The 22,515-nt window shown below is 59.2% G+C and carries 18 protein-coding genes and 2 pseudogenes; 6 read left to right on the forward strand and 14 right to left on the reverse strand.

Going from position 1 to position 22,515, the window contains the following annotated elements; translation table 11 throughout:
* Positions 1–65: 65 nt before the first annotated feature.
* Entirely contained in the window at positions 66–1,796 is a 1,731-nt protein-coding gene (locus ACMVPR_RS08400; RefSeq protein WP_416882471.1) for a PQQ-dependent dehydrogenase, methanol/ethanol family, read from the reverse strand.
* Positions 1,797–1,873: 77 nt separating this feature from the next.
* Positions 1,874–2,275 (reverse strand): c-type cytochrome, encoded by a 402-nt coding sequence (locus ACMVPR_RS08405; RefSeq protein WP_416882472.1) that lies wholly within the window; start codon positions 2,273–2,275, stop codon positions 1,874–1,876.
* Between the two features lie 242 nt (positions 2,276–2,517).
* Here ACMVPR_RS08405 and pqqA point away from each other — a divergent pair, with 242 nt between their 5' ends.
* The 5 genes from pqqA to pqqE are packed head-to-tail and all read left to right on the forward strand — an operon-like array spanning position 2,518 to position 5,610.
* Positions 2,518–2,625, forward strand: coding sequence for a pyrroloquinoline quinone precursor peptide PqqA (pqqA, locus tag ACMVPR_RS08410; RefSeq protein ID WP_416882473.1), 108 nt, complete (start codon positions 2,518–2,520; stop codon positions 2,623–2,625).
* A 16-nt stretch (positions 2,626–2,641) separates the two neighbouring features.
* On the forward strand, positions 2,642–3,529 hold the full coding sequence (gene pqqB, locus ACMVPR_RS08415) for a pyrroloquinoline quinone biosynthesis protein PqqB (protein WP_416882474.1): 888 nt from the start codon (positions 2,642–2,644) through the stop codon (positions 3,527–3,529).
* Positions 3,530–3,534: 5 nt separating this feature from the next.
* The gene (gene pqqC / locus ACMVPR_RS08420) at positions 3,535–4,269 is read left to right on the forward strand and encodes a pyrroloquinoline-quinone synthase PqqC (RefSeq protein ID WP_416884639.1); all 735 of its coding nucleotides are present in this window, start codon (positions 3,535–3,537) and stop codon (positions 4,267–4,269) included.
* Entirely contained in the window at positions 4,266–4,544 is a 279-nt protein-coding gene (pqqD, locus tag ACMVPR_RS08425) for a pyrroloquinoline quinone biosynthesis peptide chaperone PqqD (protein ID WP_416882475.1), read from the forward strand. The genes pqqC and pqqD overlap by 4 nt, the downstream gene beginning before the upstream one ends.
* Positions 4,537–5,610 (forward strand): pyrroloquinoline quinone biosynthesis protein PqqE, encoded by a 1,074-nt coding sequence (pqqE, locus tag ACMVPR_RS08430; RefSeq protein WP_416882476.1) that lies wholly within the window; start codon positions 4,537–4,539, stop codon positions 5,608–5,610. The genes pqqD and pqqE overlap by 8 nt, the downstream gene beginning before the upstream one ends.
* 3 nt (positions 5,611–5,613) lie before the next feature.
* On the opposite strand, the gene ACMVPR_RS08435 is transcribed toward pqqE, so the two are convergent.
* The 3 genes and pseudogenes from ACMVPR_RS08435 to ACMVPR_RS08445 form a co-directional block, all read right to left on the reverse strand.
* A complete protein-coding gene (locus ACMVPR_RS08435) occupies positions 5,614–6,324 on the reverse strand; it encodes a GntR family transcriptional regulator (protein ID WP_416882477.1) in 711 nt (236 codons plus the stop codon).
* Positions 6,325–6,883: 559 nt separating this feature from the next.
* A pseudogene (locus ACMVPR_RS08440) lies at positions 6,884–7,021 on the reverse strand (transposase); the annotation flags it as partial.
* 287 nt (positions 7,022–7,308) lie between these two features.
* Entirely contained in the window at positions 7,309–8,106 is a 798-nt protein-coding gene (locus ACMVPR_RS08445) for a DUF6455 family protein (RefSeq protein ID WP_416882478.1), read from the reverse strand.
* Positions 8,107–8,667: 561 nt separating this feature from the next.
* Between ACMVPR_RS08445 and ACMVPR_RS08450 the strand changes: the two genes are divergently transcribed.
* Entirely contained in the window at positions 8,668–11,070 is a 2,403-nt protein-coding gene (locus ACMVPR_RS08450; protein ID WP_416882479.1) for a DUF4214 domain-containing protein, read from the forward strand.
* Positions 11,071–11,253: 183 nt separating this feature from the next.
* Here the strand turns inward: ACMVPR_RS08450 and ACMVPR_RS08455 are convergent, their stop codons facing one another.
* The 9 genes and pseudogenes from ACMVPR_RS08455 to ACMVPR_RS08495 form a co-directional block, all read right to left on the reverse strand.
* Positions 11,254–14,934 carry a DUF4214 domain-containing protein gene (locus ACMVPR_RS08455; protein ID WP_416882480.1) on the reverse strand — a complete coding sequence of 1,227 codons (3,681 nt, stop codon included), beginning with the start codon at positions 14,932–14,934 and terminating at the stop codon, positions 11,254–11,256.
* Between the two features lie 218 nt (positions 14,935–15,152).
* On the reverse strand, positions 15,153–16,931 hold the full coding sequence (locus ACMVPR_RS08460) for a type I secretion system permease/ATPase (RefSeq protein WP_416882481.1): 1,779 nt from the start codon (positions 16,929–16,931) through the stop codon (positions 15,153–15,155).
* A gap of 1,151 nt (positions 16,932–18,082) precedes the next feature.
* Positions 18,083–18,220: pseudogene (locus tag ACMVPR_RS08465) on the reverse strand (transposase); the annotation flags it as partial.
* Between the two features lie 201 nt (positions 18,221–18,421).
* Positions 18,422–19,933, reverse strand: a complete 1,512-nt coding sequence (gene tnpC / locus ACMVPR_RS08470; RefSeq protein WP_416882482.1) for an IS66 family transposase — start codon at positions 19,931–19,933, stop codon at positions 18,422–18,424.
* A 55-nt stretch (positions 19,934–19,988) separates the two neighbouring features.
* Entirely contained in the window at positions 19,989–20,342 is a 354-nt protein-coding gene (gene tnpB / locus ACMVPR_RS08475) for an IS66 family insertion sequence element accessory protein TnpB (protein ID WP_416882483.1), read from the reverse strand.
* Complete coding sequence (locus ACMVPR_RS08480) at positions 20,339–20,725, reverse strand: transposase (RefSeq protein ID WP_416882484.1); 387 nt, start codon at positions 20,723–20,725, stop codon at positions 20,339–20,341. Before ACMVPR_RS08480 ends, tnpB begins: the two co-directional genes overlap by 4 nt.
* Before the next feature lie 156 nt (positions 20,726–20,881).
* Positions 20,882–21,067: a hypothetical protein gene (locus ACMVPR_RS08485; RefSeq protein WP_416882485.1), complete on the reverse strand. Its 186-nt coding sequence runs from the start codon at positions 21,065–21,067 to the stop codon at positions 20,882–20,884.
* 72 nt (positions 21,068–21,139) lie between these two features.
* Positions 21,140–21,664, reverse strand: coding sequence for an FAD-dependent oxidoreductase (locus tag ACMVPR_RS08490; RefSeq protein WP_416882486.1), 525 nt, complete (start codon positions 21,662–21,664; stop codon positions 21,140–21,142).
* A gap of 27 nt (positions 21,665–21,691) precedes the next feature.
* On the reverse strand, positions 21,692–22,501 hold the full coding sequence (locus ACMVPR_RS08495; RefSeq protein WP_416882487.1) for a nitrilase-related carbon-nitrogen hydrolase: 810 nt from the start codon (positions 22,499–22,501) through the stop codon (positions 21,692–21,694).
* Positions 22,502–22,515: the final 14 nt, after the last annotated feature.

Raw genomic sequence — 22,515 nt, forward strand, 5'->3', positions numbered from 1 at the left:
TAACCTCGGGGATAGTCAGACAGGTAGGAGCGGGGCGGACAGGCAGCGTCCGCCCCGTGGGAGGATCAGAGTGCGAACACCCAGATGGAGCCGCCTTGCGGGATTTTCGTTTCGATGCCCATTCCGGCATCAATGAAGCCCTGGAAACGGTCGCCGTCGACGCCCCAGCCGGTGGTCACGGCAATGTATTGTTTCCCGTCAACTTCAAAGCTGGTGGGCGGCGCAACGATGCCGCCATCCATTTCACGCGACCACAGCAGGTCGCCCGTTTCGGCATCGAAGGCACGGAACATCGCGTCGCCGGTGCCGCCGACAAAGACCAAGCCACCTTCGGTCGACAGGACAGGCCCCCAGTTCGGCATCTTGAAATTGACCTGCCACTTCTTCTTGAGCGTGCGGATGTCCCAGGCCTGAAGCGCGCCAATGTGATCCTTGGCGTCTTCGGTCGGATACATCTCAAGCCCCGAGCCAAGATACAGAACGCCGGGTTCATATTCGACAACCGCGCCTTCGGCTGAACCGCAATGGTTCTCGTTCACCGAGATGAACAGCGTCGCGCTGCCCGGGTTATAGGCGTCGCCCGGCCAATCACGGCCACCCCAGGCAGAGGGGCAGAAATTCGCACGCTTTCCGGTGCCAGGCACCTTTTCTGCGCGGTAGGAAGGGCGGCCGGTTACCGGATCCAGTCCTGTGAACACATCCTGATAAACATAGGGACGACCGTCGATGAAGCTGAATTCGCCGCCAGTGCGGTCCAGCTTGTAGATCCAGCCGTTGCGCGCGAAGCGCACAGCAAGGTCCTTTCCGTCCAGTTCCATCAGCGTGGGCGGAACGACCTCGTCCCAGTCCCAATTGCCGTTCGGGTGATACTGGAAGTGAGTCTTGATCTCACCGGTTTTCGGGTCGAGCCCGATCGTGCCGGTGGTATAGAGGTTGTCACCCGGTCGCATGTCACCGATCCAGGGCGCTGCGTTGCCGACGCCCCACATGGCAAGGCCGTTCTTGACGTCGTAGTTGCCGGTGATCCAGACGGACCCGCCACCGGTCTTCCAGGTGTCGCCGGGCCAGGTGTCGCCGCCAGCCTCTTCGGGTGACGGAATGGTGTAGGTCTTCCAGACACTTTCGCCGGTCTGGGCATCAAAGCCCTGCACAAAGCCGCGAATGCCGAACTCGCCGCCCGAAACACCGGCCATCACAACGCCATCTACGACCAGTGGAGCAAGCGTGCTGTAATAGCCGTTGCGCCAGTCTTCCATCGTGGCTTCCCACAGCTTTTCGCCGGTCTTGGCGTCCACGGCCACAACCTTGGCATCCAGCGTCGCCATGAAGAGTTTGTCTTCCCACAGCGCCACGCCACGGTTGGTCGGGTGCACGGGGATGATGTCAGAAGGCAGATCGTGGCGGAAGCGCCAATGCTCTTCGCCGGTGGCCGCATCGAGGGCGATGATCTGCTGGTCGGGCGTCGTCATGAACATCACGCCGTCATTCACCAGCGCGGGCGACTGATGCGCCGGGCGCGCAGGCAGGGCCGCAAAGTCCGACAGTTTGGCGTAGGGCCCTGTCGGCAGGTTCCAGGCGACCTGCAGGTCGGCCACATTGTCCTTCGTGATCTCGGTCAGCGGGCTGTGCGCCTGACCATCATAGGTGCGGCGCGTGAGCAGCCAATTGCCGTCTTCCGGCGCAGCGAGCCGCTCGGCGGTCACCGGTGCGTAGTCGGCGATCTCGCTTGCCTGCACCGGCAGGCCTGCCGCCAGGGCCACAAAGGACGTGGCCCAGAGCCAGGATGTGCGTTTCATGTCAGTCTCCCTTGTTCGCCCCGGCCTGTTGCCGATGGGCATTCACAAAAACCCGGGGCTCCTCCGCCCGGGCAATCTCAGCGCAAAGGCGCCACGAGTGACGCATCGACCGGGCCGTAAGAATGGCCCCAGGCGTTGCGTACATAGGTCACGATCAGTGCGATCTCATCGTCGGTCAGGTGATCCTCGAAAGCGGCCATGTAGCCGGGTCCGACAAGGATCACGCTGGCCACGTATTCGGCGTCTTCCATCATCTCATTGCCCTTCAGCGGCTTGCCGGAGGTGCCCTTTGAGCCATGGCAGAGGCGGCAGTTCTTCAGGTAAAGCGCCTTGCCTTGTTCCATGATGTCGACCGGGATGGCGGCATGCCCTGCACCTGCGGCCTCCTCGGCCGCGGCACCCGATTGGGGCAGGCCAGACAGTGCGGCAGACAAGGCGATAGCGTGCACTGACAACAGCGCATTCTTGCTGGTGATCATGATGTTCTCCCAAGCCGAAATCAGAGTTCGGCATTCTGAATTCAGAATTACGAGAAGCGATGCGGCTGTCAAGAAAACAAAAATTCCAGCCCTATCTTTGCTATTTTTCAGGGACTTACCGCACAACCCCACTCCGAATCACCCTTAAACCGCACGGGTTCGAAGTCTTCCCTGATCAAACGGCCTTGTCTTGAATTCAGAGTTCGGTATTCTCGAATCGCTTTCACCAAGAGGAGGAACCCATGGCCTGGAGCAAACCAATCGCCCGCGAAATCAAGTGCGGCATGGAGATCAACATGTACGGCCCCGGCGAAGATGACGATCGCCAGTCCGGCCGCGACGTGATCTGAAACACCTGACATACCCATGTATGTGAAGGTGCTTGGGGCAGCCGCCGGAGGTGGGCTGCCCCAATGGAACTGCGGCTGCCTTAATTGCGCAGATGCCCGCGCCGGGCGGATCGCACCGATGACCCAGTCGTCCATCGCGGTCTCACCGGATGGCGAGGATTGGGTGGTGCTGAACGCCTCACCCGACATCCGCGCGCAACTGGCGGCCACCCCTGGCCTGCATCCGCGGGGCCTGCGTGACACGCCGGTCAAGGCCGTGATCGTGACCAACGCGGATGTGGACCATATCGCCGGGCTGCTGACCTTGCGGGAAAAGACCGGGTTTGACCTCTATGCCACCGCCTACATCCACGCCACGCTGCATGCGAACCGCGTTTTCGACGTGATGGATCGCGGCCTGATCCCCCGCCGCACCATTGCGCTTGATACCCCCTTCACGCCCGTGCCCGGCCTGACCCTTACGCCCTTTGCCGTGCCGGGCAAGGTGGCGCTGTTTCTTGAAGGCGACAGCGTCGGGCTTCAGGAGGTCGGCGAACAGACCGTCGGGTTGATGATCGAAGACGACATGCGACGCGTCGCCTATATCCCCGGCTGCGCCGCCCTGCCCGACTGGCTGCTGGATCGGCTCGACGGGATCGACCTGCTGCTGTTTGACGGCACGGTCTGGGAAAACGACGACATGGCTCGCACGTGCACGGGCCAAAAGTCCGGCGCCCGCATGGGCCACCTGCCGATGCAAGGGGCCGAAGGCAGCATTGCCCGGCTGTCCCGTCTGAACGCGCGCAAGATGTTCATCCATATCAACAATACCAACCCCGTGCTGCAACCGGACAGTCCAGAGCGCGCCGCGCTTGCCGCCGCCGGATGGGAGATCGCGCAGGACGGACAGGAGATCATGCCATGACCGCCATGCCCGACAGCCGCACCCTTTTTGAGGCACGCCTGCGCGCCATCGGCGCAGAGCGCTATCACGACAAACACCCGTTCCATCACCTGTTGCATTCGGGCGGCTGCACGCCGGATCAGGTCCGTGCCTGGGTGATCAACCGATATTATTACCAATCGCGCATCCCGATGAAGGACGCCGCCTTCATGTCGCGCGTGTCCGACCCTGACCTGCGCCGCGCGTGGCGGTCGAGGATCGAAGACCACGACGGCCGCGCACCCGGTGAAGGCGGCATTGCCCGCTGGTTGAAGCTGGCCGAAGGCGTGGGGCTGGATCCTGACTATGTCGCCTCCGAGGCAGGTATCCTGCCCGCGACGCGCTTTGCCGTGGACGCCTATGTGCGCTTTGTACGGGATGAGCCGCTTTTGCCCGCCGTTGCCTCTTCGCTCACCGAACTGTTTGCACCCAAGATCCACACGGACCGCATCACCGGTTTGTTGAAACACTACGCTTTCGCCAATGAGACCACGATCTCCTATTTCCAGCACCGACTGACCGAGGCTCCGCAGGACGTGGCATTCGGACTCGCCTGGGTGCTGGATCACGCCGTGACCAAGGCCGATCAGGACGCCGCCGCGCGCGCCCTGACCTTCAAGACCGAGGTGCTCTGGGCGCAGCTGGATGCGCTGTGGTCGGCCTATGTTGGGCCGGGTCGCATCCCACCCGGCGCATGGCAGCCCGGCGAGGGTCTGCTGTGACCCCGCTGTGCGTGCCTTACCTACCGCGCGGCGTGCGACTAGCCAACGACCGGGTGCGCGGCCTGCGCGTCCTGCTGGGGCCCGAGCGGGTGTTGATTCTGGACCAGATCGGCAATGCGGTGCTGTCCCGCGTCGATGGAGCCCAGTCAGTGCGTGCGATCAGCGAAGACCTGGCCCAGACGTTTTCCGCACCGCGCAACGAGATCGAAACCGATGTTCTGGCCTATCTGGGTGATCTGGCCAAGAAACGCCTTCTGGAGACCCGCGATGGCTGACCTGCCGCTGGCAATGCTCGCCGAACTGACGCACCGCTGCCCGCTGATGTGCCCCTATTGTTCGAACCCGCAAGAGTTGACAGCGCGCGAGGCGGAATTGACGACGCAGCAATGGACGGACGTATTCCGGCAGGCGGCGGCTTTGGGCGTGCTGCAACTCCACCTGTCGGGGGGCGAACCGGCCTCGCGCCGCGATCTGCTCGATCTGGTGATCGCCGCCCGCGAGGTGGGCCTTTACACCAATCTCATCACATCGGGGATCGGCCTGACCGAAGCGCGGCTCGAAGCGCTGAATGCGGCTGGGCTGGATCATATCCAACTGTCGGTGCAGGGCGTCAACGCCGACATCGCCGACCGGATCGGCGGTTACAAAGGCGGGTTCGACCGCAAGATGCACGTGGCCGAACACATTGCGAGGCTTGGCTTTCCCCTGACGCTGAATGCGGTCATGCATCGCGACAATATCGGCGACCTGCCCGCAACCATCGCCATGGCCGAGCGGCTGGGCGCGCGTCGGATCGAGATAGCCTGCGTGCAATTCCAGGGCTGGGCGCTGGCCAATCGCGCGCGCCTGCAACCCACCCGCGCGCAAGTGGAGCGTGCCAAGGCGGTGGTGCGCGATGCGATCCACGATACCGCCGGGACGCTGGTGATCGATTTCGTACCGCCCGATTACTATTCCGACTTTCCAAAGGCCTGCATGAGCGGCTGGGGCACGACCGGGTTGAATGTTACCCCGGACGGCACAGTTCTTCCGTGCCACGCGGCGCAGACAATCCCGCATTTGACCTACGAGTTGGTCAAGGATCGTCCCCTGGCCGAGATCTGGCATGACAGCGCGGCCTTCCACGCCTATCGCGGCACCGACTGGCTGCCGCCGCTGTGTCAGTCCTGCGACCGGCGCGACGTGGATTTCGGCGGGTGCCGCTGTCAGGCGATGGCGATCCTCGGTGATGCTTCCGCGCCGGACCCTGTCTGCCGCAAAAGTCCGGGCCGCGCCTTGCTCGACACCCTGCTGACGGAGGAATCAGGTCAGGACGCGGAATACATCTACCGCAGGGCCTGAGCCTCAGTCATAGGACGGTGGCCCGAAGATATGGTCCGCCTTGCCGGAGGCCATGGCCTGCAACAGCGCGTTTTGTGCCCCGGTCACATGCTCGGTGGCAAGCGAGACAGCAACATCGATGTCGCCCGCGACCAGAGCATCAAGAATGTGTTCGTGCTGCGCCCAGACCAATGGGCCGCGCTCGGCATGCAGAAGCACCCCGATCATCACGCGGCGCAGAAACATCCAATGCGCCTCCGCCGTGGGCTGGATTAGCGGATTGCCCGACATCTCGTAAACGAAGGTGTGAAATGCCACGTCGTGCCGCACCGCCTCTGCCGCACTTCCGGATTTTTCCGCGCCTTGACCTACGGCTAGGATCGCATCGCCTTCACGCCGGAGCCGCGCCTGAAACCCTGGATCGATGCGAGCCCGTTCCGCAACGAGCCGCGCCGCAAGCTGGTCAAGCACGAGGCGGATCTGATAGTGATCCTGCATCCCGACCCGGTCAATCGGCGCCACATAAAGCCCGCGCTTGCCACTTTCGACAACAAGTCCGTCGTTCTTGAGAAGCAGCATGGCTTGCTGGATTGGCTGCCGCGAAACACCGAGCATCTCCGCCAGCTCCTCCTGCACCAGATGCGTGCCGGGTTCGAGGACACAATCGCAAATACTTTCGCGAACGGAATGGTAGACCTGTTCCGTTCTGCTGGGGACACTGGACAGTTTTTCCACGGGTTCTCCAACAGCTTTGAGTTCTGAATTCACTAGTCTTAGGAGACTTTAGGCAGATAATGAATTCTTGTCACGACGCTAGACCGTGGAAGACCGGAAAAAGTTGCGTTTCTATTGCGGGCGGCAATTGAATCACCATGCACGCATTTCCAGCAGCCCAACCTTCGTTATCGCGACGGAGAGGGTTTTGTCAGTATCATTGATCAAAAACGGCCTCAATTGACCGACGCCGACACGACACAGTGCGAAATCAAGCGATCGGAACATGCACATGCGCTGCACACGGCATCTCGCAAGTATCTGAAATCAAGACGAAATCGCAGCCATCCATCATCGGCGCAGAAGAAAGGCGCGCCGCCTCGGTGGCTGCGTTCAAAGGCATTCAGCAATCTCCAAGGGTCCACCATCGCTTGGGACGGACCCACTGTGCACATCATACGCACACGAAAGACGTACCGCCACCCTGCCCCGTGCAAAGACAGGCAATAGGCGGTTTTTGGGTGGGTCCACAGCTGACACCAACCCCGAAACTCAATCTGTTCACGGGCCACGGGTGTCTTTTCCAATGCTTAATCTGGTTGGGATGCACATCAAACTGCGTCGCCAACTCGCTCATCGTTCTGTCGCCTTTCAACGCCGCCAACGCGGCGCTCGCCTTAAATGCTGGGCTGTGGTTCCGTCTTGGTCGTCTTGCCATGCTCGCTGCTTCATCCCGGCATGCTGCCGGATCAGGAGCGGAAAATCCACCTAGCCAACTGTTCAGATTTCTCGGGCCACCTCTTTTGTGCCCGGGAAGCCATCGATCACGCCCAAAAAAACATTCAGCCAGAGCTTTTTATTGGCGCAAGTTTGCACCTCACCTCCGAAAACCCCAGCCCGCCGTCGTTCCACGCTCACTATCCGCTCGAAGTATCCCAAGCGTGGACATCCGCAGCAAGGGTCTCTTGAGATACCATCGGTGCACCAACTTGAAGATTGCGCAACTTAACGTGACGACACCGTCCCGATGGTAGAGAGCCGTTCAAATGCCGAAGCGTTGGCGCAACCCGGTGGAGCTGTATCTGCGGGCACCTTGGTTTCGTTCAACCATGTCTGGCATTGCTCATGCAATGGACAGGAACAACACTTCAAAACCACATTTGCATATTGGGTTTGCGTTAGCGTTTCGGTTTCGACCGCGGCCTTAAGATTCAGGCCCATCGCCCTTGTCACGCTCAGAGCCAGCCAAAAGCAAAACTCGGCATTCTGCACGATCAAGCCAAGGGTGTGGCCTGCCTGTGATTGACTTGCAGACGTGTGTCCCTCGATTGCAGCCTGGCCACTGGGCTCCGCGTTCTCTAACAACCAATTTTCACATTTGTAGTGCCACTCCCAAGAGCGGCTTTGTTTTTCAAGGCGCACCCAACTCTCTACCCAAAGGCCTTCGCCTTCCAATTCGAGATATGTCTCGACGCCAGAAAGATGTTCTTCATGTAATTCGCTCGAGATGACGGCAGTACCATCTGAGCCGTCGAGCTCAATTTCGCTCCAGAATGAGAAAGCCAACTGTTCAATCTTTTTGAAGAATGCAGAGTTAACGCAGTAAGATGGCACGTTGACCAAAGGTATGCCACTGTTCAGCAGGCTTTGGCATTCGCACCATTTGGAACACAAGTAACACTCTTGAGTTGCAACGCTCAGATCGTCTGGGTTTATCGAACCGACCAAAATTTGTTGATCCAGATCGACGCCGCATCTGAACGCCATGCGCTCCATCAACAATTCTCTGTTCGCTTCAGACATTGGACACCAAGGACACCGTTTAGGATCTTTAGATACACTAAAATATCTTTGGCGTTTTTGATCTAAGTCAAAGCACCAAAGCGGACCGCCGCAGAACCTTCATCTACGCGGCATTTTATAGTTTTGTCCCTGCATTGTCGTTCTGGAACCTCTAACGGGTGGGCGGGTTTCAGAAGATCCATACTCCTTCTCCGCCTCGCACCTGAGCAAGCTTCTGTAATCTATCAATATTACGGCGCTCATGACACGTCGATCCTCAACACGTGGTGTGCCTAAGTTATTGGGGAAGAACAGCGTTAGGCGCTTCATTAACGCCTTTTTCAGCAAGAAAACGCTGCTGATCGATCAGTCTCATGGCAGAGCCTGAAGCACACTGGAGATAAGAAATTTGTGGGTCTGCAGCCCAAAAACCCCTCGCCTCCGCGCGGCGAAACGCTGAGAAACTTCCCATCAAATTTGTCTCGTTGCAAAAGGCATCCTGTTTGCTGGATGGTGGTCAAATTCTGTCCTTAATTCCCTGTGATAGAAGGGGCAGTTTCCTAATGTTCAGGACCAAAGGGTGTGACAGCGCTTGTCCCATATGGATTTCTCCCCGTCCTTACCGCTGATCTTTTTGGCGGTAATTTCCTCGGGCATCGCGACAGCGTGGTGCCCGAGGATGGGTTTGCCCGGCTTGCGGAAGATCTCAACATCACCTTCCTGCGCTTTCCAGGCGGGTCGGTCACAGAGACCTACTATTCGATTGCCAATCCCGATCTCGAAAGCCTGATCGACCCCACCACCGGGGAGACTGTAGCGATCACCCCGTTTCCCGATTTTATGGCCTTTGCCGCCGCCGAGGGCCTGCCGGTCACCATCACCTTGCCCACCCGAGAGGCTCTGACCGACGAGCGCGACGCCAACGGGGATCGCTTTGCGGCGATCGACGCGCCGCTTCTGCGCCAGTTCGTCACCGATGCGGTGTCGGGCGCCTTTGGCGCGGCGCAGATCGCCGCGTTCGAGATCGGCAATGAGTATTGGGGATCGGGCCGCATGAGTGCGGTGGAATATGGCCGCGTCTCCTCGGAGATGGCCCATCTGCTGCGGGATATTCTCGACGGGCTTGCCGACCCATATGGGCCGCGCCCGGAGATCCATGTGCAGATGGGGACGAATTTCAGTTTCTCGTCGCTGGATGAACGCTATGCCGGAACGACGGACAAGATCCTTGCTGCCCTGTCCGAGGATTACGGCCTCACCTTCACCCAGGAGGTGGTGCGCAATTCAGGCGAGATCGACTGGACCCGCGTCAACAACCAGCTTCTCCTCAGCGCTTACGATACCGCAGACGAGACCGGGGCGGTGGATGGCGTCAGTGTTCACCTTTTCTCGCGCGATCCGGCCTTGCCCGGCCAGCGCGATTTTCAGTTGGGGGTCGTGCAGGAGATGTGGGTCGAAAGCGGCCGTTTCGACGACCTGTCAATCTATGTGTCCGAGTGGAACCAGTCCGGATCGTCATCCGAATTCGACCGCCGTGTCGATTACGGGCTCTATCAGGCGCAGGAGATGCTCGAGATCCTCGAAGCGTTCAGCTTCTGGGGGGTGGATCGGGCCGCGGTCTGGCCGCTGCTTCAGAACACCGCGAACGCCCTTGCCAAGGGCGCTTCCTATGACGGGTTGACCCCGGCGGGCGAGGTCTTTCGCCTTTTGTCCGATGTCTTGCCAGGCCTCGCCCCGATCGACTTTGACCCCGAGGACCGGATCGAAACCGAGTTTCAGATCGGCGATCTGAGCCTCCACGGCTTTCATGGGGAAGAGCGGCTCGAGATCTTTGTCGGATCGCGGGCCGAGCGCGTGGTTCAGGCCCAGATCGACCTGTCCCCCCTGATCCGTGCTGCCGGTCTGCCAGAAGCGGTCCGGTTTGGTGTGCTGCCGGGGCAGGCCCCCGGCGACAATGCCTCGACGGCGGTTCTGACACCGATCCCGCCAATTGATTTGCTGACCGGCACCGATCTGCATCTGTCCCTGTCGCCGGGCGAGATCCTGCATGTGCGTTTTGACGACTTTGTTCCGACGCAGGATTTCCACGACAGCGCGGTGGCGTACGGGTTGGAAACCGGGCGGCTACTGGTGACGGGGACATCCGGCGATGACCAGATCGACGTTGAGGCTGGTAGCCGCGTCGATGGCGGGGGCGGGATAGATACGGTGGTCCTGACGGGCAGCCCCGGCAGCTACACGCTTGGCTTTGCCGGGGAGACGGTTCGTCTTCAAGACCGCAGCCAGAGCATCGAGGCGCAGATCACACTATATGATGTGGAATGGATCGTCTTCTCCGATGTCCTGCCGCAGATCGGCTCGACCCACTTCCCCATAGACAGGTTTGACGGGCTGGGCACGCTGCGCCCTGAGGATATTGCGGCGATCACCGAGCTTTACATTGCCTATTTCGACCGTGCTCCGGATGCGTTGGGCCTACATTTCTGGACGACCGCCTTTTCCGACGGCCTCGGGCTGGACACGATGGCAGAGGCGTTTTTCGATCAGCCGGAACATCGCAGCCTTTACGGTGAGGTGACGGATATTCCGGCCTATATCACCGCCGTCTACGAGAATGTTCTGGGGCGATCTCCCGACGCCGACGGGCTGTCATTCTGGCTGGAGTTTCTCGAGGCCGATGCCCTATCTCATACCCCGATTTTCGTTCAGGCCGTCCTCGCCGGTGCAAAAGCCACCAGCGGCAGCGCTGCGGATGCCGCTTATCTGTCCGGCAAAACCACACTTGGCAACTATTTCGCGTTGTCAACTGGGCTGTCCGATCTGGCGGCAGCGCTGAATGTCATGAGGGTCTATGAAGAAACCGAGGGGAATCTGGCACTGGCCGTCGAGGCGGTGGACCGGGCTTATGCAGGCGTGATGTCGGGCGATGAGGGCGGCTTTCTGATCCAGACGCTGGGTGTGATCGACTGGGGAGAGGTGTTCTGAAAAAGGCCTCTAAAGCGCCGTGAAACTTGTCCCAATGGCCCTTTCTGTGCGGCCGGTCCGGCGATCGCGTAGAGCATCGACCTCCAGCGTTGAAATCGCCGCGGTATCCTCAACCGTTGTTGCAATGTGGACCACCTGAAGTCCATTGATCCCATCAAATGCCTGTCTTGTGCCTACATCTCGTTAGGTAAGGCGCATGAACTGGGCATCGCTTTCGATTTCGTCGGCGTAGTCATCATCATCGTCGTCAGCACTTCCGACAAGCTTGATCAGGAATTCCCCGTCACCGTCGCCGATATCCACAGCATCCGCATAGGCGGTTTCGATCTCGCTGATCGCGGTGTCGAAACTTTCGCTCGATCCGTCGAACTGGCTCATGACGCTGCGAGCGGTGTCGACGTTGGACATTCCGCGTGTGACGCCGAAATGGGTGCCGAGCACCACCTTGTTCGCTAGGTACTGAGCGTCTTCGATACTGCCGGTTTCAGCTTTTGCGCCTTCGAGGATTTCCATGATGAAGGTGGCCGGGGTGATCGAGTCGTCGTTCTGAAGCGCATCGAGCCAGAACCGGAAACCATCCGAGTCAGGAGCGCGTCCAAAAACATTATTATAGACCGCCGATACGAACCTAGCGAGATTGATGTCCTCGCCGTAAAGCTCTCTGGGTTCCGGCTGATCGAAGAAGTACTCGGCGATCTCGCGCATGCTCATGCCTTGGGCCAGCTTGTCACCCCAAAAGCTCAGGCCTGTCGCATCCGGTGCCCGGTTAAAATAAGCGATGTAGAGCTCGGTGAGGGAGTCCATGGCCTCGTTGCCCAGCGAGGCCATGCCGCTAAAATCGTCGACCGAGAAGCTGCTCTGCTGGGTCGCAGGAGAACCGTCGGCAAATTCGAGCGTGACATCGTTCGAGAAAGTCTGGATCCCATCCCCGCCGACACGACGGTCTTCCAGAGAGATCGTGTCGCCAGCCGACATGGTGAGCGTGTAATTGCTCTGCGCACCGCTTAAGACAACCACCCCGTTGCTGCCGACATCCGCAGCGGCATCGCCGGTATCTGACGAGCCTTCGAGAGGTGCGTCCGCAAGGCTGTCCCTATCATGGGTCTCAAGGTCAAGGTCGGGAACTAGGATATGGGCCACCTCGGTGATCGTGTGCTGGCTGTAGCTCCGGGTAATGTCGAAGGTGCGGACCGCGTTTTCCGACAGCCAACCGACCAGACCGGCGTAATTTTCTGCCACTTGGCTATGCAAACTGTCAGGCAGGTCGAACCCAGTCTCGGGTGGCGTGCCGAAGAGCGCGGTGTAATGAATGGTGGCGGCGAGGAAATACAGCGTCGGAGATCCGTGCCCGCCTTCATCGATGAACAGGTCCTCGGCCCTGAGATCGTCCAGCCCCAGATCCGCGATCAGCCTGGCAATCTGAGGGCCGACGCTGATCAGCCGCAGCGTGATATCCGGCCGTTCTTCGCGGATGATCTCGTAGAGCGAGACCCACCACTCGTGCCAATCGCCTGTCATGTATTCCAGCCAGGCCGTGAAGGCCTCGTGGCTTGGCGGGAAACTGTCGGCAAAGCTTTCGAGGCTGGGCCAGGTTTCGTAAAGGTTGATGGTTGCATTAGGTGCGCGACCATCGACCCAGGCGATGATGTCGAGCGCGGCTTGCGCGGGTGTCGTGTCGGGGTCGCTGTAATCGGGCTGATCTGGAGCCCGGCTCTGGGTGAAGTTCACCTCGGAAATGGTGATCTGGTTGAAGTCTGCATCGGCAAAGCTTTGCCCTGCTTCCGGATCCCACGGGGACTCCACCCCCTCGATCCAGACATGTGGATTGGGGGGCAGGTTGTCGTGCGAACTCAGCATGCCGGTCTGGATTGCTGTGGTGTAGGAGCTTCCGGCTTCGTTGGCCATCAGGTTCATCCAGTGTGCAACCGAAAGTTCAGGGTCGCCGGTCGCCCAGGAAAACAGGGAATTGCCGAACACATATTCGCGCACCTCGGTGCCGGCATCCGGCGATGACGTTGGAGGCTGGTGCCAAATCGGCGGGTTTTCCGAGTCCGACACTACAGGTGTGTCCTGATCCGGATTGTCCTCGACGGAAACATCTTCTTCCTCCGGCTCGTCGGGATCATCAGTTTCCGGAACCATTAGAGGTGGATCAAAGGGCACGACGGGAGATGTCCCCTCATAGCCGTCCTTCATCGCGTCGGGTGCCGGATGGCTGTCTGCAAAGCTTTCAAGGACCGCGTGTTTCGGCGTGCTGTCCTCAAGATGGCGCAACGCTCCCCAGCTGCCCCATTGCGAGGGCCGAGCCACATCGACAAAGGCGTTGAAAAGCGTCCCGCCCGCAGCTTCCCAGCCCGCAAGCAATTCGCCATAAAGCTGACCCATGCCGTCGGAATAGTTGAGATGGGTGAAGAATTCGGTGAGCTGGCTGTTATGCACCCATTCCCCGATGCCCACTACATGGGTGCCGCCTTCATACATTACCAGATCAAGACCATGTGCGTCTGCAACACCTTTGTGGTACCTAAAAAGCTCGAAGATGCCTTGCAGGGAATCCTCGCCATTGCCGGTGACCGAGCCGTCGCGCAATTCGCGGATGGCCAAGTCCTCTGCCAGATCGAAGCGGTGTTCGGCGAAATAGGCGTTGGCCGCGGCACCGCTCAATCCCCGGCTCGCGGCGTCCTGACGGGCCTGCGCCTCGCTCCGGTCGATCCAGTCGAGCACGGCGGGAGCTTTCTCGTCGGTGCCGAGGCTGTTGCCGAAATACCCGGTGACAGCGTAGGTGTCGAAGGACAGATAGGGCGCTGCATTGGCCGAGCTGAGCGCCTGCCAGGCGGGAGCCTGAAGGGCGGATTCTTCCAGTCCCGGCCATGCAGTATGGGTCGCAATAACCTTGACCAGCTGATCTTCGGCCTCTGCATAGACACTGTCCAGAACCGAGGCCATGCCGGCGGCGCGGGCACCGTATTCCTGCATCCAGCCATCACCCAGATCCTGCCCAAAGCGTTCCGTCGCGGACTGTGCGGCATCCTGGGCCTGATCGAACTGCCAATTCCAGACCTCGTTCGACATCTCGTAATGGGCGCGCAGTTCGGGATTCAAGTTCGCTCGCACATAGCTGGCGAACTGGCGGATATAATCATCGGTCGCGTCCCACGGCATGTTGAACCAAGGCTCTGTACCGGTGGCATTGGCCAGCGCCACCATTACCTCGACCGGCACGCCTTCGGTATAGCTGTAGGTGCCGGGTGTGGGGCGCTCGGACCAGTTCTGAAGCGTCGAATTGTTGGTTTCCTGCCAATCCATGAAGCGCAGAGAATGGGCATCTCGAATCAAATCCAGCCAGAGCGGATTGAAAATCTCTCCGGCCTCGAAGGCAGGAATGTGCTCCTGCTTGACCACTTCGATATTGCGAAGGTAATCGCCTGTGTTTTGTGGATCGGTGTCCGAAATCGACACCACCACCATGCCTTCGCCGTTCGGGATGTAATTGAACCAGATCTCACCATTTGATTGCGAAACGATCTCCGCACCGTAGACGTTGATCTGTCCCGCACCGTCATAGCTCAGCCGGTAGGTGCCAGCGGTATAGCGCGCCTCGGCAGGCATCTCGGTCAGGATGAAGGTCTCGACCCGGTCGACCCCGGCAGGCAGCCGTGTTATCCAGCCCTCGTCGTCCAGAACACCCATTCGCTCCAGATCCTCAGCCCTGTAGGCGCCCCACTGACTTTCAGTGTGTCCATGCCACGTCCGGGCAGTTTTGAAAACATCAAGGAAGGCTTGCTGCACGGTCCAATCCGTGACTCCGTTCAAACCATAGGCCAGACCTGCGCCTCCGGTCTGAGTACCATGAACGATGGGCATAATGTGCTCCTCAAGAAGTAGGTCCGATCACCGCGAATACCGCTCACGAAACAGGGGCACAGGAACCTTGGGCGCAGTCCGGGTTGCGCCACCAGAAATCATTACAGGTCAGTTTATTAAATCTTCCCGAACATTCGGATCATAGCATATGTTACCGAGATTTTGGAGTCCAAACCACCTCTGACTTCTGCGCCATGCGGATGTGGGACAGCGGTGCATCAGGCGCGGCGCGGTTTTAGTGCGCGCGAAGCTGGCGGAAGGCTGATATTGGTTTTCCGGTCGACATCTTTTGGCTGGTGCACATGTGCGACCTCGTCCTGCGGATCGGGTTTCAGCCGCCGCCCGAAGAAATCGCTGGTGGAGCCGAATTTCTCGACCATGCCGTTCACCAGCATCAACGTCTTGTCCGACAGACCCAGCAGATTGGCCTTGTGCGTGATCAGGACCACCGTCTTACCCATCGCCTTCAGGTCCCGGACACAGGCGGCAAGGGCTTGCTCTCCCACATTGTCAAGGTTGGACGCGGGCTCATCCAGAACAATCAGGCAGGGTGTTCGGTAGACGGCTCTGGCAAGGCCGATGCGCTGTTTCTCTCCGCCGGACAGGAAGATGCCCCGTTCCCCCACATCGGTGTTGTAGCCATTGCTAAGCCTCTGGATCATCTCATGCGCGCCTGCCAGCTTGGCTGCGGCGACGACGTCGGCGTCGTTCGGATTTTCCTCGAACCGCGAGATGTTCTCGGCGATCGTGCCACCGAAGAGCTTCACGTCCTGTGGCAGGTATCCCATGTAGCGGCCCAGCTGACAGGGCCTCCAATGCTGCAATTCGGTGCCGTCGAGACGCACCGCACCGCCTGCCGGAATGGATGCGCCCACAATATGGCGAACAAGGGTAGTCTTGCCCGATCCGCTTGGCCCGACAATGGTCAGAACCTCGCCCGATCGCAGCGCGAAACTGACCCCGCGCAGCAGCGGATCATGGGTTCCGGGGGTATTGGCGAACAGACCCTCGACAGAAAGATTCCCTTCCGGCACGGGCAGTTCCACATATTCTTCGTCATCGGGGATGTTGTCGAAAAGCAGCTTTAGACGTTTATGCGAGGTGCGCGCGGCCACGAACTGTTTCCATTGGCCAACCGCCTGTTCGACCGGCGACAGGGCGCGGCCCATGATGATGGAAGCGGCGATCATCACCCCCGGAGAAATCTCCTGGTTGATTGCCAGAAACGCACCCACGGCAAGTATCGCGATCTGCAGGCTCATGCGGATGAATTTCGACGTCGCCATGATCAGCCCGGCGCGGTCGCTGCCTAGTGCCTGGTTGAGCAGCATCTCGTCATGCCGCTTGGACCAGCGCGAGGCCAACTGTTCCTCCATGCCCAAAGCCTTGATGACCTCGGCGTTCTGCATCGTCGCATTGGCGAAAAAGATGGCCTGCTGCGCGGCCTCTCCGGCCTCCATCAGGGCCCGCCGGGTGATGAATTCGTTGGCCAGGGCCAGCCCGAAAATGATCACTGCGCCGCTTGTCGCCACCACGCCTAGCCAGGGATGGAAGGCGAAACAGAGCGCCAGGAAAATTGGCACCCAAGGTGCATCAAAGAACGCCAGGACACCATGTCCGGTCATAAATTCGCGGACCCTGTCGATGTCGCTCAGCGCGACCTGTGCATGACCGCCCGGCAGCACTGTCTTTTGCTTGACCACACGGTGAAAGACCGGGTTCGCAACGATCTCGTCGAATTGCAGGCCGGCGCGCACAAGCATCTTGGTCCGGATCAGTTCAAGCACCCCGTAGCTGACAAGCATGGCCAGCGCGATGACCGTCAGCATGACAAGCGTCATCTCGTTCCGACTGGTAAGCACGCGGTCATAGACCTGCAGCATGTACAATGGCCCTACGAACATCAGCAGGTTGGCAAAAAAGCTGAATACGATGGCAGCCGCAAAAATGCTGCGGAATTTCCGGTATCCCAATTGAAGGGAGGTTGCTTGGCCCATGTGTTGACGGTTTCGATGCAGAGGTGGCACTTGTCCGAAATGGACACAACTATAAATAAGTTTACAGTCGAAAAACTCAACCCTGAGCAGGCACCAACACCGAAGACGAAATGACATTTTTTTTGTTGCGCAGTAACCTTATTTTGTCAATTTATTTTGTCGGTTTGACGGGAGTGGGCAAAACATGGAGTTTTCAGGTTAATCGGGCTGCGATTGCATGCAGTTTGATTGCCTCCTTGATCAAAGCGATCCAGACACTTTCCATCAGTTACAAGCCGAACCAGTTCCCGCTCTCGATCATTGCCCGCGCGGGAGGCCTGTATACGCGCGGTTGGCCTGTATATTAGTTTCGAGCTGAGCCTGCTTAAAATCGGGGAAATGTTACTCGAAAGTTGCGTCGTCATATCCTGTAGAGATTGGCCTCCGGCAGTAAAGTGCCTGGCGCAAATTCGTATCACTCCTAACGGACGCGAATCTATTGAGTGAAGGGTTCTGGTCCCCGGATTGCTAACCGGACTGCGCAGATCATGGGTTATCAGTAGTGACCTTCGGCTGTGACCTTTTGCCCGATGACCAATGTTCGGATTGGTGACGTGGCAGCGCAGGATCTAGCCTTTTCGTGAATGTTTTTTTGGCTGTTCTTTCGGTCGACGCAAAAAGGTCAAACGTCGGGAAGTTCCGCCAAACTGCCAGTCACGGTGCCATCATTGAACGGCTACTTCTGTACGTCCCAAATGGTCCGAGGGCACGTCGTCATCAACTCCAAGCGTCGATGCGGCAATACCGATTGAATTTCTTTCAATCGGCGTCACAAACCGAAATGCACACGACGCAGTGCGAGATAACGCGATCAAAAGAAGAACATGTGTTGCACACGATGCCTTTCAACTGATTGAAATAAAATCAAAATCGTCACCATCCATCATCGGCGCAGAAGAAAGGCGCGCCGCCTCGGTGGCTGCGTTCAAAGGCATTCAGCAATCTCCAAGGGTCCGCCATCGCTTGGGACCGACCCACTGCGTACAACATACGCACACGAAGGTCGTACTGCCACCCTACTCCGTGCAAAGACAGGCAATTGGCTGTTTTTGGGTGGGTCCACGACTGACACCAACCCCGAAACTCAAACTGTTCACGACCCGCGGGTGTCTTTTCCAATGCTTAATCTGGTTGGGATGCACATCAAACTGCGTTGCCAACTCGCTCATCGTTCTGTCGCCCTTCTACGCCGCCAGCGCGACTTTCGCCTTAAATGCTGGGCTGTGGTTCCGTCTTGGTCGTCTTGCCATGCTCGCTCCTTCGTCCCGGCACGCTGCCGGATCAGGAGCGGAAAATCCACCTAGCCAACTGTTCAAATTTCTCGGGCCACCTCTCTTGGCAAGGGTCTGGGCGGTTTGACCCACGATTTTGGCCGTACGGTCATCCGGAATTTGCCCGGCGAGGTATACGGTGTCGCCCGCGCGCACGGCCTAGCGTAAGCGGTGCGCCGTTCACACGTGATTGACGTGGTTCCAGGGCAGCAGCAGGTTGATATCGGTCTGTTTGTGCCCGGCTGCAATGGCGGTCAGGACGCCGGATAGATAGCCGTGGGGTTCGATCCCGTTGAGTTTGCAGGTTTCGATCAGTGACGCGATGACGGCCCAGTTTTGTGCGCCGGTATCATGGCCAGCAAAGAGCGCGTTTTTGCGGTTGAGAGCGATTGGACGGATGGTGCGCTCGACGGCGTTGGAATCCAGTTCTATGCGACCGTCGTCGAGGAACAAAATAAGCCCGTCCCAGTATTTGGCGATGTATTTCAGGGCTTCTCCGGTTGGCGACTTTGCCGAGACACGGGCACGGTTCTGGGCGAGCCAGATTTCGAAGGCGTCGATGAGGGGTTTTGAGCGATCCTGTCTAGCGTCATGGCGCTGGTCTGCAGGCAGGCCGCGCAGATCTTTTTCGATGCGGTAGAGCGCCTGGATTTGGGCCAGACCTTCCTGCGCGATTGGGGCAGTGCCAGATTGGGTGACATCATGCAGTTTGCGGCGAGCGTGCGCCCAGCAATATGCCAATGTCACATCCTGGGTCGGGCGTTTAAGCAAGCGATTATAGCCAGCATAGCCGTCAACCTGCAGGATGCCGCTGAAACCCTTCAAAATATTGTCTGCATGCTGGCCAGAGCGTCCCGGTGCATAGGTGAAGGCGACACCGGGTGGATCATCGCCTTTCCATGGCCTGTCATCACGGGCCAGCGCCCAGAAGTAACCGGTTTTGGTGCTTTTGCGCCCTGGGGCCAGAACCGGAGCAGGTGTTTCGTCCATGAAGAGCTTGGTGGAGCGCTTCAGATCAGCCATCAGGGCATCATAAACAGGGGTCAATTCGAAAGCCGATTTGCCGACCCATGTGGCCAAGGTCGAACGATCCAAATCGATCCCTTGGCGGCTGTAGATTTGCGCCTGCCTATAGAGCGGCAAGTGGTCCGCATATTTTGAGACGAGCACATGGGCCAAGGTAGCCTCGGTCGGCATGCCGCCTGCGATGATGTGGGCTGGTGCCGGAGCTTGGGTGATCCCGCCTTCGCAGGATCGGCACGCGTATTTGGGGCGACGGGTGACGATCACCCGGAATTGGGCGGGAATGATATCCAGCCGTTCGCTGACATCTTCGCCGATGACATGGCGCTCGGCTCCGCAGGCGCAGGAGAACTCGGGTTCAATGACCACTTCCACCCGCTCCAGATGCTTGGGCAGTGACCCCCGGTTGGTCTGACGCGGCTTTGGTGGTCGCACGGGCGCAGTGCGCGGGTCAGCATCAATCTCAGCATCCACCTGCGCGATGGCCGTCTCGATGTCTTCGAGTTCCAGCTCGTATTGGCCTGGATCGATCTTCTCGGATTTGCTCCCGAAGAGCGCCTTCTTGAAGGCGGCAACCAGAACTTCGAGTCGGGCATTCTGATCCTGCTGCGCACGGATGATCGCCTTCAACTCGGCAATATTGTCGGGCAATTCATCAGGCGTGACCATGCCCGATGCCATAACAAAACAGAGGCAGAATGACCCCTGCAAAGGGTTCCGTGAGTCACTCCGCCGCAGACGGTGCTGCGACCTCCAAGGGCTGCACGCGCCGCCAATCCAAACCCGCGAACAGGGCTTCAAACTGGGCTGGTTCCAGACGCACCACCCCGTTCTTGATCGCGGGCCATTTGAAGCTGTTATCCTCCAGCCGCTTATACGCCATCACCAGCCCGCTGCCGTCCCAGTAAATCAGCTTCAGCCGATCCGCCCGTTTGGCGCGGAACACATAAACCGACCCATCAAACGGCTTCTGGCGCAAATGACCCTGCACCAGAGCGGCCAGCCCGTCGTGACCCTTGCGGAAGTCGACCGGATCACTGGCAACAAAAATCCGGACCTTGTGGGATGGCGTGATCACGTGGTCATGGCCCGCGCGATCTCGGCGACCCGCGCGGCTGGCGTTGCCGCGTCAAGACGAACGGTGATGTCGCCTCTGATCACATCAATCGTGCTGGCGGAAGCGGCAGGCAGAGGCTGGGCTAAAGGCGCAGGCGCCTCGATCTCAACAGGCACAAAATCCATGCCATCCAAATTCGGCAGGACCAGCTTGCCCTGTCGTGCCATCCGACGCCAATCAGACACTGTACTGGGGATCAACTCATATCGCTTCGCGACCGCGTTGACCGTCTCGCCCTCAATCAACGTCTCCGCCACAATCCGCGCCTTCAACTCGGCAGGCCAATTCCGTTTCCCATCCGTCCGGCGCGGAACCCTTGCCAGAAACTCGCTTGTAGCTCCCATCGAGAAACTCCCCACAAACCAAAGAAGCCTCTGAATCGCAGATCACACGTCAGCTCGAAAGTGTGGGCGCGGCGCACCGCTTACGGCCTAGCTCATGCGCGGACCAATCTTGGGACGGACTGCTTTCATTTCGTTTACTTTCAATTCCGCCAAATTTCAGATCTCGGAGCGGCTTTCCCATTCGACCAGTTTCATGCGTCCGCTGATCCCGAGCGAACGGAATGGATCTGGTGGAATTGCAGAAGGCTGGCCGCTGACGGCGATGATGTTTTCGAGCGCCTGAGAGGACTTCCCGAGCGCGAGTTCGACCAGAAGGCGACCCGAGCTTGTCCCGCGCGTCATGCCGACACCGTTGTAGCAGTTCGCCGAATAAACCCCAGGGGCTAACTCACCAAAGAAAGTCGCGGGGTTCCGCTAAAGGCTGACGACCCCGCCCCATGTCGATGTGATCGGAACATTGGCCAAGGTAGGAAACCGATTGTCAAGCCCCTCACGGTGCGCTTCGGCCACCTTGCCCAAGTCGCGGGAAGACGCCCTGTAGTTCGGGGCAAAGCCGTAATGGTTTCGGATCAGGAGCCGTCCGTCCGATGTCATCCTGAGCGTGGTTCCGCCCGCATCGGCCGGGGTCAGTCCCCAGTTCATCTTGCCGGTGTAGCGCTTGCGTTCGGCACGCGTGAGATCGAGCAAAAAACCCGAGTTTCGTCCCGATGCGCCCCAGCCGACCGGGCGCGCGTCGACCAGCAGGACGCGGTCCTGCGGCACCAGTTCGCCCAACCGATGCGCCGCGGACAGCCCGGTGATCCCGGCGCCTACCACAAGCCAGTCGTACTTGCCGCCGATCTCGGATACCTCGTCGATCGGGACGATTTCATCTGCCGGGCGCCGGCCAGTTGGTCGGTCAAGTGGCAGAATTACGGGTGTGTGGCTTATGAAGGCCATGGCGAAACTTTCTATTTAGCCGGGCACTCAAGCAATCTGCGGGATCGGTGGCGTTGCGAGATCGAACCGTTTCAGATCCTGCAAGCAGTCGAAGTCAGACTTGCGCAGATGAACGGCGGAGGTGTCGATCGTCGCAAATACCAGGTCTTCGGAGCCGGTCGCACGGCAAAGATGCTGCCCATCCGGGGCGCAGATCGAACTGGTTCCACTGAATTGCGAATTGGACTCGTCGGCCGCATAATCGCAATAGCCGATGAACATTGCGTTCTCATAAGCCCTCGACGGAACGATGGCATCCGAGACGAAGCGCCACTTGGCCCGAAGTGCTGTCGGCACGAGCAAGAGCTCTGTTCCCAAAAATGCAGCCCGTCGCGCCAGTTCTGGGAATTCGATGTCATAGCAGATCAGGATAGAACAGCGGACGCCTTCAAAATCAAACGCCTCCGGTCCCGTTCCCGGGGTGAAACAGTCACGTTCGAACTCGTTCGGCAACGCGACCTTGCGATAGTTGCTGATCAGGTGTCCGCCACGGTCGAAGACGGAAGCGCTGTTATAGAGCGCACTGCCGCTCTTTTCCGGGTATCCTAGAACCAGCCCGACGCGATGCCGGGCCGCGAGCTGTCCGGCAGCACGCAGAGCCGGTGATCCCTGGACTTGGCCCGCTGCCCGCACGGCGTTGGAGGAACCATAGCCGGAAAAGTACAACTCTGGTGTGACAAGCATTTCGGCACCTGATGCTGCGGCTCGAGACATTGCCGAGTCCAATTCCGAAAGCGCCTCATCCACGGAACGGAAGGCCGGGCGTGCCTGAAAAAGAGCGAGATTGAGGAGCGTCATTTCGGATCCCCGTT

The organism is Marivita sp. (assembly GCF_048006345.1).
Lineage (GTDB): Bacteria > Pseudomonadota > Alphaproteobacteria > Rhodobacterales > Rhodobacteraceae > Marivita.